The 14675-nt window shown below is 70.5% G+C and carries 13 protein-coding genes and 1 pseudogene; 6 read left to right on the top strand and 8 right to left on the bottom strand.

Annotation, left to right across the window (positions count from 1 at the left end):
* The first annotated feature begins 43 nt into the window (after positions 1-43).
* Positions 44-1003, top strand: coding sequence for a helix-turn-helix transcriptional regulator (locus tag D7231_RS24590; protein WP_120757699.1), 960 nt, complete (start codon positions 44-46; stop codon positions 1001-1003).
* Between the two features lie 581 nt (positions 1004-1584).
* Positions 1585-2652, top strand: coding sequence for an LLM class flavin-dependent oxidoreductase (locus D7231_RS24580; protein WP_120757698.1), 1068 nt, complete (start codon positions 1585-1587; stop codon positions 2650-2652).
* Here the strand turns inward: D7231_RS24580 and D7231_RS38555 are convergent.
* Positions 2645-2995 carry an NUDIX domain-containing protein gene (locus D7231_RS38555; RefSeq protein WP_158673817.1) on the bottom strand — a complete coding sequence of 117 codons (351 nt, stop codon included), beginning with the start codon at positions 2993-2995 and terminating at the stop codon, positions 2645-2647. The two genes, D7231_RS24580 and D7231_RS38555, sit on opposite strands and share 8 nt — an antisense overlap.
* Between D7231_RS38555 and D7231_RS24570 the strand changes: the two genes are divergently transcribed.
* Entirely contained in the window at positions 2911-4050 is a 1140-nt protein-coding gene (locus D7231_RS24570; protein ID WP_422396756.1) for a DUF4334 domain-containing protein, read from the top strand. The genes D7231_RS38555 and D7231_RS24570 overlap by 85 nt on opposite strands.
* A gap of 67 nt (positions 4051-4117) precedes the next feature.
* Here the strand turns inward: D7231_RS24570 and D7231_RS24565 are convergent, their stop codons facing one another.
* From D7231_RS24565 to D7231_RS24545, 5 genes are all read right to left on the bottom strand, one after another.
* Positions 4118-4462, bottom strand: a complete 345-nt coding sequence (locus D7231_RS24565; protein WP_120757696.1) for an EthD domain-containing protein — start codon at positions 4460-4462, stop codon at positions 4118-4120.
* Positions 4463-4582: 120 nt separating this feature from the next.
* Entirely contained in the window at positions 4583-5452 is an 870-nt protein-coding gene (locus D7231_RS24560) for a hypothetical protein (protein ID WP_241999899.1), read from the bottom strand.
* Positions 5449-7314 (bottom strand): GMC family oxidoreductase, encoded by a 1866-nt coding sequence (locus tag D7231_RS24555; RefSeq protein WP_120757695.1) that lies wholly within the window; start codon positions 7312-7314, stop codon positions 5449-5451. The genes D7231_RS24560 and D7231_RS24555 overlap by 4 nt, the downstream gene beginning before the upstream one ends.
* Positions 7311-7721, bottom strand: a complete 411-nt coding sequence (locus D7231_RS24550) for a hypothetical protein (RefSeq protein WP_120757694.1) — start codon at positions 7719-7721, stop codon at positions 7311-7313. Before D7231_RS24550 ends, D7231_RS24555 begins: the two co-directional genes overlap by 4 nt.
* A 214-nt stretch (positions 7722-7935) precedes the next feature.
* Positions 7936-8307, bottom strand: a complete 372-nt coding sequence (locus tag D7231_RS24545; RefSeq protein WP_120757693.1) for a winged helix-turn-helix transcriptional regulator — start codon at positions 8305-8307, stop codon at positions 7936-7938.
* Positions 8308-8405: 98 nt separating this feature from the next.
* Here D7231_RS24545 and D7231_RS24540 point away from each other — a divergent pair, with 98 nt between their 5' ends.
* The 3 genes and pseudogenes from D7231_RS24540 to D7231_RS24525 all read left to right on the top strand — a co-directional run bounded on the left by D7231_RS24540 (position 8406) and on the right by D7231_RS24525 (position 11477).
* Positions 8406-9245 (top strand): SDR family oxidoreductase, encoded by an 840-nt coding sequence (locus D7231_RS24540; RefSeq protein ID WP_120757692.1) that lies wholly within the window; start codon positions 8406-8408, stop codon positions 9243-9245.
* A gap of 282 nt (positions 9246-9527) precedes the next feature.
* A pseudogene (locus D7231_RS24535) lies at positions 9528-10127 on the top strand (DUF5946 family protein); the annotation flags it as partial.
* A 192-nt stretch (positions 10128-10319) separates the two neighbouring features.
* Positions 10320-11477 (top strand): aminotransferase class V-fold PLP-dependent enzyme, encoded by a 1158-nt coding sequence (locus tag D7231_RS24525; protein ID WP_120757691.1) that lies wholly within the window; start codon positions 10320-10322, stop codon positions 11475-11477.
* Positions 11478-11914: 437 nt separating this feature from the next.
* On the opposite strand, the gene D7231_RS24520 is transcribed toward D7231_RS24525, so the two are convergent.
* Together D7231_RS24520 and D7231_RS24515 are read right to left on the bottom strand one after the other, a co-directional pair.
* On the bottom strand, positions 11915-12514 hold the full coding sequence (locus tag D7231_RS24520) for a hypothetical protein (protein ID WP_147449801.1): 600 nt from the start codon (positions 12512-12514) through the stop codon (positions 11915-11917).
* 14 nt (positions 12515-12528) lie between these two features.
* Positions 12529-14658, bottom strand: coding sequence for an MMPL family transporter (locus D7231_RS24515; RefSeq protein ID WP_120757689.1), 2130 nt, complete (start codon positions 14656-14658; stop codon positions 12529-12531).
* Between the last annotated feature and the right edge of the window lie 17 nt (positions 14659-14675).

Raw genomic sequence — 14675 nt, 5'->3', positions numbered from 1 at the left:
TTCAGGACAGCAGGTGTCCTTTGACGCGGGCAGAGTGGAATCCATGACGAGCGACATGACCGCCCGCACCCTGCGGCTGCTGTCCCTGCTGCAGACCCGGCGCGAATGGTCCGGCGCCGACCTCGCCGACCACCTGGGCGTCACCGTGCGCACGCTCCGTCGCGATATCGATCGCCTGCGCGAACTGGGCTACCCGGTCGACAGCTCCCGCGGACACACCGGCGGCTACCGCCTGTCCTCCGGCACCGGCCTGCCGCCCCTCCTCCTCGACGACGCCGAAGCCGTCGCCGTCACGGTGGCCCTGCGCACCGCCGCAGGTGGTCTGACCGGCATCGAGGAGAGTGCGCTACGGGCCCTGGCCAAGCTGGAGCAGGTGCTGCCCCGCCGCCTGCGCGGCCAGGTCACCGCCCTGCAGACCTCCCTGGCCGGCATCACGTGGGAGTCCCGCGGGCCGCGCGCCGATCCGGCCCTCCTGGCTGCCCTGGCTGTGGCCTGCCGCGACCACGAGATCATCACCTTCGATTACGCCGATCGCCAGGGCACGACTACTTCGCGCCGGGCCGAGCCCTGTCACCTGGTCGACTCCGGCGGCCTGTGGTACCTCCTCGCCCACGACATCGGCAGGGACGACTGGCGAATCTTCCGCCTCGACCGCATCACCGACCCCGCACCCACCGGCCGGCGGGTTCCACCGCGCGAGATCCCCGGCGCCGACCCCGCCGCCTTCGTCGCCGGCCGGCTGTCAGCGGCCCCGACCCGCTACCGCGCCGTCGCCACCGTCCACGCCCCGGCCGACCGCATCCGCGCCCGCACCCGGTACCTGGCCACCCGTATCCAGCCCGTCGACGAGACGTCCTGCCGCGTAGACGCCTCCGACGACCACCTCCCGCGTATCGCCCAGACCCTCATCGGCCTCGACACCGACTACACCCTCGACGCCGACCCCGCTGTCCTCACCTACCTCCGCGCCACGGCTGAGCGCACGCTGCACGCCGTGGGCTGACCTTGCCCCGACACCACCGCCGTTGCACCGGCACCGAGAACCTGGAGCAGGCCCTGGCCCGCCCCGTCCGCGAGCTACGCCGGCGTCTTCGTCGGCATCCCTGGCCGGCGGTTCTGAGCGCAGGGCAGTGGTTGAGGAGCCGGGGCGGGCGACGTGCCACCTCCTGCCAGGTGCGGGCCCGTGCGTACTTGCTGACAGTGCGGCGGTTCAGGCCGAGCTCCCGGCCACGGAGCTGTGGCTCCGACCAGAACGGGTCAGGGCCCGCACGGCCTCGAAAAGCCGTCGTGCGTGACGCCCGGCTTGTGCGCGCGGTGGTGTTCTCAACGGACTCCACGACGGGTACGGGGGAGAGGTCTCGCTGATCGGAGGCAGCGTTGCGGGCAGGCATCCGCGGTGCGCGGAGGCGATGTCCTGAACCCGGCGGGAGAGGACCTGCCAGAGGTGAAACGGGGTCTCGTTGCGTCAGGCACGGTCCCCCCGCCCTGCGAGGCCACAAGATCACGCGACTTTCCAACGGCCCTTGCGCCGGGACCTGCCATGCTGGGCGGGTTCGATTCACTCCTCACACCTTGGAGGTTTTGATGCGTGCAGGAGTCGTTGTCGCCGCGCAGCCCGGTGTGGAGGACCTCGCCGTGCGGGCCGAGGAGTTGGGCTTGCACAGCTTCTGGGTCAACGACAGCCCGATGGTCCACGGCGACCCCTTCGTCGCCTTGAGCCTGTGCGCGAAGGCCACCAGCCGCATCAGGCTCGGCATCGGCGTGACCTCACCGGCGCTGCGCTCGGCCCCGGCCGCCGCGAGCGGGCTCGCCAGCCTCAACGCCTTGGCACCGGGCCGGATCATCTGCGCAGTCGGCACCGGAAACACCGCTCGGCGCACCCTGGGCATGCGGCCGACCACGGCGGCCAGGCTGGAGAACTTCACCGTCGCACTGCAGGACCTGTGCGCCGGACGGTCGACCGAGTACCGCGAAGGTGACCGGGTCCGCGACATCCGGTTCCTGCACGCCGGGGCGCACGTGAACACCGCCGCCCCGATCGAGTTCGTCGTGGCCGCGCTGCTCGGACCCAAAGCCGCCGCCGTCGCCGGCCGCCGCGGTACCGGCCTCATCTCCTTCGGCCTGCTCGACCCCACCGCCTGGCACGCGCTGCACGACACCCGCCGCCACGCCGCCCAGGGCACACCCCGCGACCCCGACTCCCGTACGGACTCCTACGTGGTGACTTCGCTCCACCTACTCGACGAGGAGGAGGACCCTCACGGCGACGCGGCCCGGGACGCGACGGGCCACCTCGTCCTGTCGCTGCTGGCCTTCGCCGCCGACACGGCCGCCGACACACCCGCCTTCGCCGAGCAGCTCGGCCCCGAGGAACGCGAGGCGGTACGGCGGCTTCTCGACCGGCGCGGCACTACCGCCACCGCGCCGGACCGGCACACCAAGCTCTACCCCAACTACCTCGGACGCATCGCACCGCAGGACCGGGACCTGGTTCTGCCCTCGCTGATGAACACCCTGGCCCTGGTCGGCACCCGCGACGACCTCCTCGCCCGCATCACCACCCTGGAACAGGCCGGCGTCGGCGAGCTCCTCATCCAGCCGGTGACCGACCCGCCCACCGAGATGGCCCTGCTCGCGAAACTCCTCACCTGAGCTGACCCGCCCGCCGCACGTCCTTGACCCGCACACCAACAAGATGGCCAAGACTTTGCAATCGCCCTGCCCTCTCCTCCCAGCACTCACGTTCCGCACACTGCCTCGGCGTCTCCCCGGCCTCCGCCTCGCCACCCGGGATGATCCGGCACCCCGTCTTCGCGTGGGGGCGGCGGCCGTGCCGGGAGCGGCGGCTTGGAGCGCGAGCGCGGCGAAGGCGGTGGTGACCGGGTTGGCGAAGAAGTCGCCCTCCGGCGACTGCTGGTCCGCGATCAAGCGGGCGGTACGCAGGGCGCCCGTGTGATTGCCGAAGGACGCCTCCACAAGGGCGTGCGCCGCCCACAGCTCGACCCGGTTCCAGCGCTTGAGCCGGCCCGGGTCGGAGACGGCGGTGGAAAGCCCGGACTGGTCGCGCTCTGGCAGCACAGCATGCATCGGACGCTCACCGGAATGCAGCGCGAGCGCGAGGCCACCGAGGCGGTGGCCGCCGGCGGCAGGATGCCCCGGCTGACGGACTACCTACGCCACGGCGCCCGGACCATCGGCGTCGAACAGCAGGTCACCGCCCTGTGGGCACTCATGGACGACGCCCCCGGGATCGCACTGCACCTTCCGGTGCTGCGCGGCGCCTTGCGCCACGGCGCGATCGCGATCCGCCTGCTGAATGACCTCCGCGGCCATCACCGGGAACGGACCGAGGGAAAGGCCGACGCCCTCGCGATCGGCCTGAGCGCGCCCGAGGCCTACGACCGTGCCGAAGCGGCCGTCGAGGCCTGCCGCCGGGCTCTGGCCCCACTTACGGCAACCGCGTACGTTCCTGCGGTGGCGCTGGAACGGGTGATCCTCTGGCACAGCCGCATGTACCACCGCTTCGACCCCGTACGCCCGGGCCGCGCAGCCGACGCATTCCGGCTTCCGAGGAAGGAGCCGAAAGCGGACATGGAACAGGAAGCAGACATGGAACAGGAAGTCCTGGACGCCATCGCTTCCGGAAGGGAGTACGAACCCACGAAGCTGGCGGAGCTCTTCGACCGCCTCGAACCGGTCGACGCCACGCTGCTGACCGGCACATGGAAAGGCGACGGGTTCGAATTCACCAGCGAGAACGCCGTACTGCTGGCACAAATGAGGTGGTACGGCAAACGGTTCGTCGATGCCGGGCATGTAGAGCCGCTGCTGCGCCTCGATGAGGACGGACAGGTCTTTTCCTACGAGGAGAGGGGACTCGCCACACTGCACGAGGTCGTCTTCCGCGGCAAACCGTCCGCGGCGATGGTCTACGACCAACTGCCTGTCATCGACCACTTCCGACGGATCACTGACGATGTCCTGCTGTGCGTCATGGACAAGAAGGGTGATCCCGCAGACTTCTACTTCCACCTCACCCGCGTGCCGTAGTTCTTTGCGGCAACGCCCGGGAGGCAGTGAGTGGCGTTCGACGCTCGCCGTACCTCGGCGGTGGTGCTCAACCGGCGATCGGGGATTCGGTGGTGAAGAGGAAGCGGGTCAGGGAGCGGTCGAGGAATTTCTCCTCGTCGGCGGCGACGGTCGTGGTGAAGATGTCCGAGGTGAACCAGCGGGTGGCGTCGGCGATGTCGTCGAACCAGACTTCGACGACGCCGTCGTAGTAGGTGCTGCGCAGGCCGGGGACCTCGTCGTCGGTGGGTAGGAGCAGGACATGGCGCCGGACCGGTACCGATCCGTCCGTCACGCTCGCGATCAGCGGCAGGTGCTTGTGCGTCCAGTACTCCACGAACTCCTCGTGGGTGAGGTCCGCGCGCCGGGTCAGGAAGATGCTGATCTTGATCACGGGGACTCCTCAAGGCAGGTTTGACTTTCCTGGGTAACTCCTATGCCATCCAGGTGACTTGATCCGTGGCCGGGGCGATGGCGTAGAGCCCGATACGCAAGGCCGCCCAGGGCTCGGCGGTCAGGGGCGTGGCCGCGTCGGCAGGTAGTACGGGCGGGTGTGAGCGGCCACCGGGGGAGACTGGTACGTCCAGGCGCCGACAGCCGGTGCTCCGGCGCCGAGGACGGCGCTGATGTCCCGGCCGAGGTCGCTGTCCGCGGCATGGACCGCCAGCCGTGTGCGGCCGGAGTGTTCGGGGGTGGCGAGGTCGTACCAGCGGTACGGTTGGTAGACGTTCATGGGGCCGGCGAGGAGACGTCCCTCGCGGTCGGTTCCGTAGCCGGTGACCGGGGCGGAGCTGGCGGCGACGGCGGTGAGACCGTCCAGCTCCGCCGTGACGTCGAGCAGCGGCCTCGTGTCCTTCTCCAGAGTGTCGTCCGGGCCGATCGTGGCCGTCTTGCACCGTACGGTCCAGATCTCGCCCGCGGGTCCGTTGAGGGACGGCAGGCCGACCTCGAACCAGCCGGGGTGCTTCGGCTCCGCGTAGAGTTCGCGCCCGGCTCTGATGGCGAACGGGTTGTCGCACAGGACGTGGATGCGGGCGATGCCGAGCAGCTTCGTCTGGTCCCAGCCCTGCGCGTACTGGGCGTAAGTCAGCTGCGGAAGACGGCCGCCCTCGTCCGACGGGAACGCGATGATGTTGAACTCGATCTCCTGGGTGATGCCGCCACCGAACGCGTACTGGGCGAAATACAGCTGGTAGTTGAGCGAGACCAGCGCCCGCCCGTCCTCGAAGGCCGCCGCGGTCAGATCCGGGTGGTGTGCGGCGAGCAGCTTGCGGACCGGGTCCGGGTCGACGAGCCAGTCGATGCCGACCTGGTGCAATGCTCCGTAGTGAAAGGGGAGCCGGAAGGGGTCGGGCACTGGTGGCAGAGGCATGGATGCGGTCACGTCGAGGCTCCTGGGGTCGGTGACGGCTCGTTGAGCGCGCGGGCTGCCGGGGGCACGACGAGGGAGGCCGGGCGGTCGCGGGCCGCCAGGTCCGCTTCGATGCGCTCCGCGCTGCGCAGGGCGAGCGCGGCCATCGTCAGCGTCGGGTTGGAGGTGGCCACCGAGGGCATGCTGCCGCAGCCGATCGCGTACAGGCCGGGGTGGTCCCAGCAGCGCTGCCAGGCGTCCACCACCGATGTGGCGGGGGAGTCGCCCATGATGTGGGTGCCGGCGGCGTGGCCGGCGCCGCGGTAGCCGTACGTGCGGCCGCCGCGCTCGAAGCGGCCCGGCCAGGCCGCCACCGGCGTGTAGTCCGTGTGGTCCTCGGCGCCGAGCAGCGCGAAGATCTGGTCGGAGACCGCCCGGGCCGCCGCCATCCCCTCCTTCACATGCTCGTCGAGGTCGTAGGTGACGAGGGGGCGGGGCAGGCCCAGCGGATCGCGTTCGTACGGGTGCAGGGTGACCCGGTTCGCGGGGTCGGCGCCCTGTTCCATCTCGAACTGGAGGGTGAACTGCCGGCGGATCCGGTCTCCGACCGCCCGCCGCAGCTCCGTCCCGAAGAGGCCCCGCTCGGTGAGGAAGTGGTGCACGTCGGTGTCGACGGAGCCCTTCGCCCAGGCCCATCCCCACGCCCCGAGTTCGACGCGGAACGGCGCCCGCAGCCGGCGAGCCGCGCCGGTGCGGAATCCCTCGAAGCCGGAGACCGAGCCGGGGCCCCGGTAGGGCCCGGCGTCCTCGGGCAACAGGCCCCAGGTCAGGAGGACCGGATGGTCCATCAGATTGCGGCCGACCTGATCGCTGCGCCCGGCGAGCCCGGAGAGGAGCAGCAACCGGGCGTTCTCCACGGCGTGTGCGGCGAGCACGATGACATCGGCGTGCGCGACGGACACCTCACCGGCGTACGAGTGGTACTCCACGCCCGTGGCGCGCCCCCGTCCGTCGACGAGCACGCGGCTCACCACGGACCGGTCCCGGAGCGTCACGGTCGTACTCCAGCGCCCCTGAGTCTTGAGCGGGGTGTACTTCGCGTACGAGGGGCAGTGCGGGACGCAGCTCGCGTTGCCCACGCACCGGCTGTCCGGAGCGGGCCGCCCGTGCCGCCCGCGCGGCACGTAGCCGCGGCCGCCGTCGTACCGGGGGTCCGGAACGCTGTTGCGCGCGTGCGGGGTTCCGACCACCCTCAGCTCGACCTCGTCCAGGGTCACGGGGTCCTTGACGTGCCGCCCGTCGAGGCGGGCCGCGAGGAGACGGTCCACACGCGAGGCGGGCAGGGCCCGCATGGGGAACACGTAGTCGTCGGGGAAGGGCAGCCCGACGTGCTCGCGCTGTTCGTCGGCATCGGCTGCGACCCCCAGCTCCTCCTCGGCCGCCCGGTAGTGGCGCTCCAGTTCGGCGTAGGTGAGCGGCCACCGCCGTCCGTACCCGAAGGACTCGGTGTCGAAGTCCTCTGGGAGCATGCGCGGCGCGAGGCCGGTCCAGACGTTGCCGGTGCCGCCGTTGACGCGGAGGTATCCGCTGGCGTATGGGAGAGGGCCGTCCTGCCGCAGGTGGCCGACGGCCCGGAAACCAGGGGTCCCGTCCGTGCCGGAGAGGTCCGTCACCTCGGGCCAGGGGGCTGCCGGACGGGCCCGGTAGGGGGAACCGGGTACCTTGGCGGCGGCCGTCAGGTAGGTGGTGAGCGGGTCGGCGGACGGTTCGTGGCCGCCGGGAACCCCGGCACCCGCCTCCAGGACCAGGACCCGTCGGCAGTGCCGGCCGAGCCGGTGCGCGACGAGCGAGCCCGCGACGCCGGCGCCGACGACGATCACGTCGTACCGCGTCACCGGCCGCTCCCCCCGATCGCGTTGCCCGAGCCGGACCCGTCGTGCGCCTCGCCCCAACTCCCGTACCCCCCGGGATCCGTGGCGGGAGCTTTGAGACCGGCCGCCTTCCACACCAGGGCCTCGGCGTAGGCGCGCGGGGACACCACGATCGGCGGAGGCCCCGGCCAACTGCCCGTGTACCAGAGGTACGTCACCGCTCGTGCCGCTTCCCGCAGCTCGCCGTCCACGGCATCGTCCGGCCCCCGCAGCTCGCGCAGAAGCCGCGCGTACCGCTTCGCGCCGAGCTCTTCCGCGGCGACCGCCCGGTACGCTTCGGTCAGCCCGGTGGCCTCAAGGGCCACTCCGTCGAATCCGGTCAGTCGTGCGGACAGGGCGGCGAAGCGATTTAAGTCGTCTGCGAAAGGCACGCGGGCATCGGTGCCCAGCTGCCCGCTCGTTCATGCTTCGTATTCTTGGAAAGGCTTGTTCGCGACTCCGGGCACGCCCGGATCTTGTCTCGGCTGCCGGCGCCCGTGCCGGCCGTGGCTCAGGCCCTCCTCCTGACGGATCAGCGGACCAGGTCCTCGGGCCGTGGGGTGCTCGCTCACGCTGGATGTGCCTTCGTGGCCGGGCGCTACCACGCTATCCGGCGTTGCGCGGGGACAGCCGCTGTGTAATCCGGTCGAACAACTCCGTGAGCGGCTCACCGATGTCCCGCCCGAACTCGGTCAGCCCGTAGGTGACCTGGGGCGGCGTTGCCGGCTCGACCTCCCGCCAGACCAGGCCGTCCTGGACCAGCGCGCGCAGCGTCTGGGCGAGCATCTTCTCGCTGATGCCCTGGATGCTCTCGCGCAGCTCGTAGAACCGCAGGTCGTTGCTCCGCAAGGAGATCAGCACCCAGACGCCCCACCTGCTGGTCACATGGTCGACCACATCCCGCGCAGGGCAGTCGGTGTGAAACACGTCATACCGCACTCCCGCCTCGGGCTGTCTGGGCTGCGCGCTTCCTGTCATGTGGGGAGCTTACCTAGAGGTATGTCCTTACCAGAAGTTAGCCCACTCCCTAGCGTGAAGGCCACCGAGGACCGAGGACATCGAACAAGGAGCTGATCATGATCGTGGTGACCGGGGCTACCGGGAACGTGGGACGGCCGTTGACGCGGGCGCTGGCCGAGGCGGGCCGGCAGGTGACGGCGGTTTCACGACACGCGGCGGCAGTGCCGGACGGTGTCCGCCATGTGGCGGCCGACCTGGCCGAGCCGGCCGGTCTCAAGCCCGTGCTGGCCGGGGCGGAGGCGCTGTTCGTACTGCTGCCTGGTGACATGCACGCTGCCGGAGCCGGCCCGGCCTCCATCATCGCTGAAGCTGCGGCCGGCGGGGTTCGCCGGATCGTCCTGCTCTCCTCGCAGGGCGTGGCGACCAGGCCCTTCGGTCCGACGCGGATCGCGCTGCGCGCGGTGGAGGGCGTGTTGCGGGAGTCGGGTCTCGAATGGGCCGTCCTGCGGCCGGGCGGTTTCGCCTCCAACGCCCTGTGGTGGGCCGAGTCCATCCGCACGCGGCGGGTCGTCGCCGCCCCCTTCGGCGACACCGGGGTGCCGATCATCGACCCGGCGGACATCGCCGAGGTCGCGGCGGCCTGCCTGCTGGATGACCGGCACGCCGGCGGCGTCTACGAGCTGACCGGCCCGGAGGTCATCACGCCGCGCCGGCAGGCGGAGGCCATCGCCGCGGCGCTGGGCTCGCCGGTGCGGTTTCATGACCTGACCCGCGACGAGGCCAAGGCCGCCATGGCCCGGAGCATGCCGGCGGAGCTCGCCGAGGACACCCTGGACATCCTCGGTTCCCCGAACCCGGCCGAGCTGCGCGTCAGCCTGGACGTCCAGCGGGTCCTCGGCCGTGCCCCGCGCGCGTTCTCCGACTGGGCCGCCCGCAATATCGCCGCGTTCCGCTGAGACCGGTCGGCGCGCCGCTGTCGCTGCTCGTCGTGCCGGCGATCCACCGCCGGTAGCCGAGGAACCCGGTCCGAAGTTGACGTCGGCGTTACGGCCCGGGACCGACACTCCAGGTGTCTCACTTCGTGCGCTGCTCATTCAGCGGGCTGACGACGGCGCGAACGATGTCGTGGCCGATTTGCTGACGCAGGTCCGGAACGGAGTGAACCCGCAGGTGTCCCCGATGCCACCGGACCGTACGAAGGACCGGGCGCCCCCCCCCGCTGCCGAACACGGAGATGTGGTGTCTTGTTCGACCGCCTGCTTGCGTTGGACCATTCCCGGCAGGAGCCGTGGGGTCCTCTGCACGCGGTGGTGGTCGCGTGCTTCCTGCTCCAGCACCCCGCCCGCATGCCGCCCAGGGACCGGCCGGTGTACTGGGCACTGCTGCACGTCTACCTTGCCGGCGGCCTTCCCGCCGTTCAGAAGGAGACGGCACGACGGGTCCGCCTCAACTCTCACTGCCGAAACACGCGAGTGCCGTCCGATGACCTGCCACCGGGAACGCCGGAGTTCCCCGGCGTCGCTCCGTCGCTCGCATGGGTCGTCACCATCGCCGATGTCGCACTCGACGGCAGCTTTCCCGCGCGCGGCCACGCCGAGCGCGTGGCGCAGTGGGCGAGGGCGACCGTCGATGCGGGGGTGACTTCTGGTACGGACACGGCCGGCTCAGCGATTTTGCCGAGTTGGCCCGAGCCCCGGCCGGATGCGGACATACGCGGCGACGGGCGTTCCTGGTGCCGCGGGGTTGAGCACGAGGCGGTATCCGCGGATGACTCCTGCTCGCTCCAGGCGCTGTACCCGTTCGGTAGCCATGGCATTTGCCTGCTTTTGTTTCGATAATGGCGGTGTGAAGGTCCCCCACCGGTCCGGACAGCCGGTGACCCCGCTGGGGTGCGGCACGAGCCGCGTCCAGCGGCCTTCACGAGCCCGCTGCGATGGGCCGCCCGGCCCATCCGCCCGCCGTCGTCCCGGGCGGGTCGTACATCACGACCTGCCCAGGCCACCCTCCCCCTTGCCTTCAAGAGGTGCGTCATGAATGTCCCCTCCGGCGGCCAGGTGCTGCCCTGCTCCCGGCATCTCTTCGACGTCCCCGACCATGTCGCCTACTTCAACGTCGCGAGCATCGCACCGACGCTGCGCACGGGCCTGGCCGCGGGGAACGACTCCATGCAGCTACGGGCTCAGCCCTGGAAGATCAGCGCGGACGACTGGTTCACCGCAGCCGAACAGCGCCGGGCTCTGTTCGCCGCCCTCATCGGCGCAAGCGCCGATGAGATCGCCCTGATCTCCGCTACCAGCTACGGCATGGCCACAGCGGCCAAGAACCTCACCGCACGTCCGGGCCGACGCGTGCTGGTCCTGGCAGAGGAATACCCGTCAGGGATCTACAGCTGGTGGCGTTTCACCGAACGCACCGGAGCCACCATGCTCACCGTCGCCCGCGGCCCCGGCCGGACCTGGACCGAGGCCGTCCTGGACGCCCTGGATGAGAGGGTTGCCGTTGTCTCGGTGCCGCAGGTGCACTGGACCGACGGGGCGCTACTGGACCTTGAAAGGATCGCCGAAGCGGCGCGGGCAGCAGGAGCCGCGCTGGTCATCGACGCAAGCCAATCCGCAGGGGCGATGCCCCTCGACGTTGCCGCCCTCCGGCCCGACTTCCTGGTCACCGTCGGCTACAAGTGGCTGCTGGGGCCGTTCGGCCTCGGCTACCTGTACGTCGCCCCGGCCCACCACGACGGCCTGCCGCTGGAAGAGAACTGGATCGTACGCAAGGACGCACAGGACTTCGCCCGGCTCGTGGACTACCGCGAGGCGTACCAGCCCGGAGCACGACGCTTCGACATGGGCCAGCGAACCGCCTTCGAGCTCACCCCCATGGCCACCGCCGCCCTGGAGCAGCTGACCACGTGGACCGTCCCGAAGATCGCCGCCACCCTGAACGCCACCACAGCACGCATTTCCGCTGCCGCTCAGGAGCGGGGACTGGCCGTCTCCGATCCCCGCGGCCCTCACATGCTCGGCATCGATGTCTCCGGCCGCACGCCACAGCACCTCTTGACCATCCTCGGCAATGCTGACGTCCACGTCTCAGTCCGGGGATCCGCACTGCGCATCAGCCCTCACCTGCACACCAGCGAAGGCGACATCGGCAAACTCATCACCGCACTCGATTCCGCCCTCGGCCGATGAGCTGATACGAGGTGCCGACAAAAGGCGTTGGTGCATGACGAGGCAGGTGACCAGGCCGAGGCCGACGCCGGCCAAAGCGATCAACACCGCCAGAATCGCAGCCACCTCCTCGATCGTCCCGGCATCGTGCCGCTACCGCTCCTTGTGCGCTGATGCCGAGTGCGTAGGCATCACAGGAGCCCCTACCCCGGCCGACTCAGAGGTTCCTGTCATGGCTGGCAGCTGTCTGGTGGATCAACAGGTTTCAGGTCGGCTGGTGGCACCCCGGTGTGGGCGCGATGGAGCCGGGCATGCCCAAGGCCCGGCACCCGCACTACGGCGACCGACACCGACCACCGGGGCTGGTTGGTGTCTCACCGGAATACGCCGGGAACGTGCCGTGGAGGTTGTGGCTCCGCCGGGTGTGGCCTCCGCTCTACCCACTCATGGCAGTGTGCTCACCGCAGGAAACGGAGCGTCCCGGTGCCGTGCAGGGAGCGGAGGCCCGAGCTTGTGCACGCGGTCACGTCGCTGGTCGGGGTGATGCTCCCTGCCGCGTGAAGGTGGGCCAGGGGGCCGCGGGTGACCTCGCCGGCCAGGAAGGAGTCCGCGGGGTTATAGCTGTTCACCGAGCGGAGGGTGGGCTTGAGGGTGGACGTGCCAAGGCTTCGGCCAGAGCGGTCGTACCAGGTGATGGCCGCGGAGCCGTTGATTCCTGATGCTCCGCCGCAGCTTGCCTGTCCTGTGCCACTGGCCTCCCCGCTGCCGGTGCGCAGCTGAGCGTACTTGCCGTCCGGCGAGGTGCAGTCCGTCAGTTTGAGGCTCCCGGAGACCTTGGTGGTTCGTGGCTGGAGGGTGAGCTTCGGGGTGAACGTGATGGGGTGGCCCGGCACTGTGTGGAGGCGGCAGCGCAGGGTCTCTGCCGCCTTGTGCTGGATGGTGGATGCGGGTACAGACGCTGGTGCCGATGTGGCGAGCGCAGTGAGGGCCATCAGGGTTGTGGCGGCGGTCTTGATGGCGCGGGAGACCTTGGTGGGGCGGGACCTGGGGCTGGGCACGGTGGGGAGGGTGTTCACTGGTGGCTTCCCTGGTTGTGGGCGGTGGTGGGTTCGGCGCTGGGCGAGGCACTGGCGTATCCGGTGCCCGCGCGCTGTTCGGGTACGTCGTGGGGAGGCGCGTCCGGCGGGGGAAGCAGCCGGTTCAGTGGGGTCGGCAGCCACCAGTTGCGGTGTCCGAGCAGGCGCATGAGGGTCGGTACGACGACCATGCGGATCAGTGTGGCGTCGAGGAGTACGGCGGTGGCGACCAGGAAGCCCGTCTGCCGGAAGTCGTCGCGGTGGGTGAGCATGAGTCCGGCGAAGACGGTGGCCATGGTGGTCGCGGCGAGGGTGATCGGGTGGGCTGTCTCGGTGAGTCCCCGTGCGACGGCCGTGCGGCAGTCGCCGGTGGCCCGGTAGTGGGTGGTGATGCGGTGGACGAGGAAGACCTCGTAGTCCAGGGAGAGGCCGAAGACGATGGTCGCGGCCAGCAGGGGGATGGCGAGATGGATCGGGTCCGTCGTGTGCTGGGTCGTCCAGGCGAGCAGGCCGAAGGATGCGGCGAGGGACAGGGCGTTCATGGCGATCGCCTTGAGCGGCAGCAGCAGGCTGCGGAAGGCCAGCAGCATGAGCAGGAAGGCTCCGGCCAGGACAATGACGGTTACCTGCCGCAGCGCGGGGCGCAATGCCTGGTGGAAGTCGGCGAGTTGGGCGGCCGGGCCGGCGGTGAACGCCTGTTGCCCTGGGGGGAGGGAGCGGGCGGCGAGCGACCGGATGTGGGCCGCTAGGCGCTCGGCGGGTGGATGGTCGGCGGGGATGCGGTCGGTGATGGTGACTATGGTCAGGTCACGGCCGTTGTCGAGAGCCGCGGACGCGGTGATACGCGGGTCGGCGTGCAGGGTGTCGATCAGGTCAGTGGTGTCCACCGGGCCTGCCGATGGCGTGTGCGGCAGGGCAAGCAGGGTGACGTTTGCCAGGCCGTCTTGTTCCATCTGCGCGAGGCCGCGGCCCGCGTCGGTGTCTGCGATGATGCCGCGGTTCATCTGAAGGCCGGTGCGCAGGGTACCGGCCGGGGCTGCGGCGAGGAGCAGGACTGCTAGGGCGGCGAGCAGATGGGGCCAGGGCCGGTCCATCAGCCGCCGTGCCCAGCGGGCCCAGTGTTCCTTGCTGTTCGCGCGGTCCCGGCGGCGCACCCGGCCCCGGTCCAGCAGCGCATCGAGGCGGGGGAGGACGGCGGGCAGCAGGGTGGTGGCTGCGGCAGCGGTGACGACGGCGGTGAGCGCGGCGACCAGGGCCGCCGTGCGGGCGAGCGCCAGCGGGGTGACCGCAAGTGCCGCGCTGGTGACGGCTACTGCGGCGGCGCACCACAGTACTGCGTGTCCGGCGGACTTAGTGGCGCGGGCGGTGGCCAGGCGTGGGGAGAGCCCGTCGTTGCGCAGGGTCCGGTAGCGCAGCAGGAGCAGGAGGGCGTAGTCGAGGCCTAGTCCGAAGCCGACGGTGGTGGCGACGGTCACCATCAAGCTGTCCACGTCCAGTATCAGGGCGAGAGCCGCCAGGGCTCCCGTGGTGACGAGAACGGACGTGGCGGCCGTCATCAGGACCACCAGGGCGGAACCGGCGGATCCCAGTCCGACGATGAGCAGGAGCAGTGCGGCCGGTACCGTGGCGGCCTCCGCGTATCTCAGATCGCGCAGGTCCGCCTTGATCTGCTCGGTGAAAACAGGAGTGGTGCCGGTGAGGGCCACCGTGACCTGGCGGTGGGAGGTCGCCGCCACTGCCTTGCCGGTCGCCGAGCGAAGTTCGGGGAGCAGGTGCTGACGTGCGTCGTTGCCGCCCGTGATGCCGATGCCCAGGTAGGCATGGTGCGGGTCGCGGCCTTCGGCGTCCGGTACCGGAACGATGTGTCCGGTACCGGGGACCATGGTCGCCGCCTGGGCCGCTGCGGCGACCGCCCGTTGGTACGGTTCGCTGTCGGCCGTGAGCGTGCGGGAGTCGAAGGCGAGGGAGACCTGTTCGGTGCCGAACGCGGGCATCCCGCGTGCGATGAGTGTGGTGGCCCGGGCCGAGGAACTGCCCTCCACCTCCACGACGGCTCCCTGTACGTGCGTGAGCCCGACCGGCAGTACCAGACAGGCGGCCAGAACGAGGATCACCCACACGGCCACGCACCACCGGCTACCGC

The sequence above is a fragment of the Streptomyces klenkii genome, assembly GCF_003626645.1.
Taxonomy (GTDB): domain Bacteria; phylum Actinomycetota; class Actinomycetes; order Streptomycetales; family Streptomycetaceae; genus Streptomyces; species Streptomyces klenkii.
The sequence above is the reverse complement of the archived record's forward strand: the minus strand, read 5'-3'. Positions and strand labels throughout refer to the sequence as shown.

Excerpts from the sequence above, each read along its gene's own strand:
- D7231_RS24545 (WP_120757693.1), bottom strand. The coding sequence starts at position 8,307 with ATGACAGGAAGCGCGCAGCCCAGACAGCCCGAGGCGGGAGTGCGGTAT.
- D7231_RS24540 (WP_120757692.1), top strand. The coding sequence starts at position 8,406 with ATGATCGTGGTGACCGGGGCTACCGGGAACGTGGGACGGCCGTTGACG.
- D7231_RS24580 (WP_120757698.1), top strand. The coding sequence starts at position 1,585 with ATGCGTGCAGGAGTCGTTGTCGCCGCGCAGCCCGGTGTGGAGGACCTC.
- D7231_RS24525 (WP_120757691.1), top strand. The coding sequence starts at position 10,320 with ATGAATGTCCCCTCCGGCGGCCAGGTGCTGCCCTGCTCCCGGCATCTC.
- D7231_RS24590 (WP_120757699.1), top strand. The coding sequence starts at position 44 with ATGACGAGCGACATGACCGCCCGCACCCTGCGGCTGCTGTCCCTGCTG.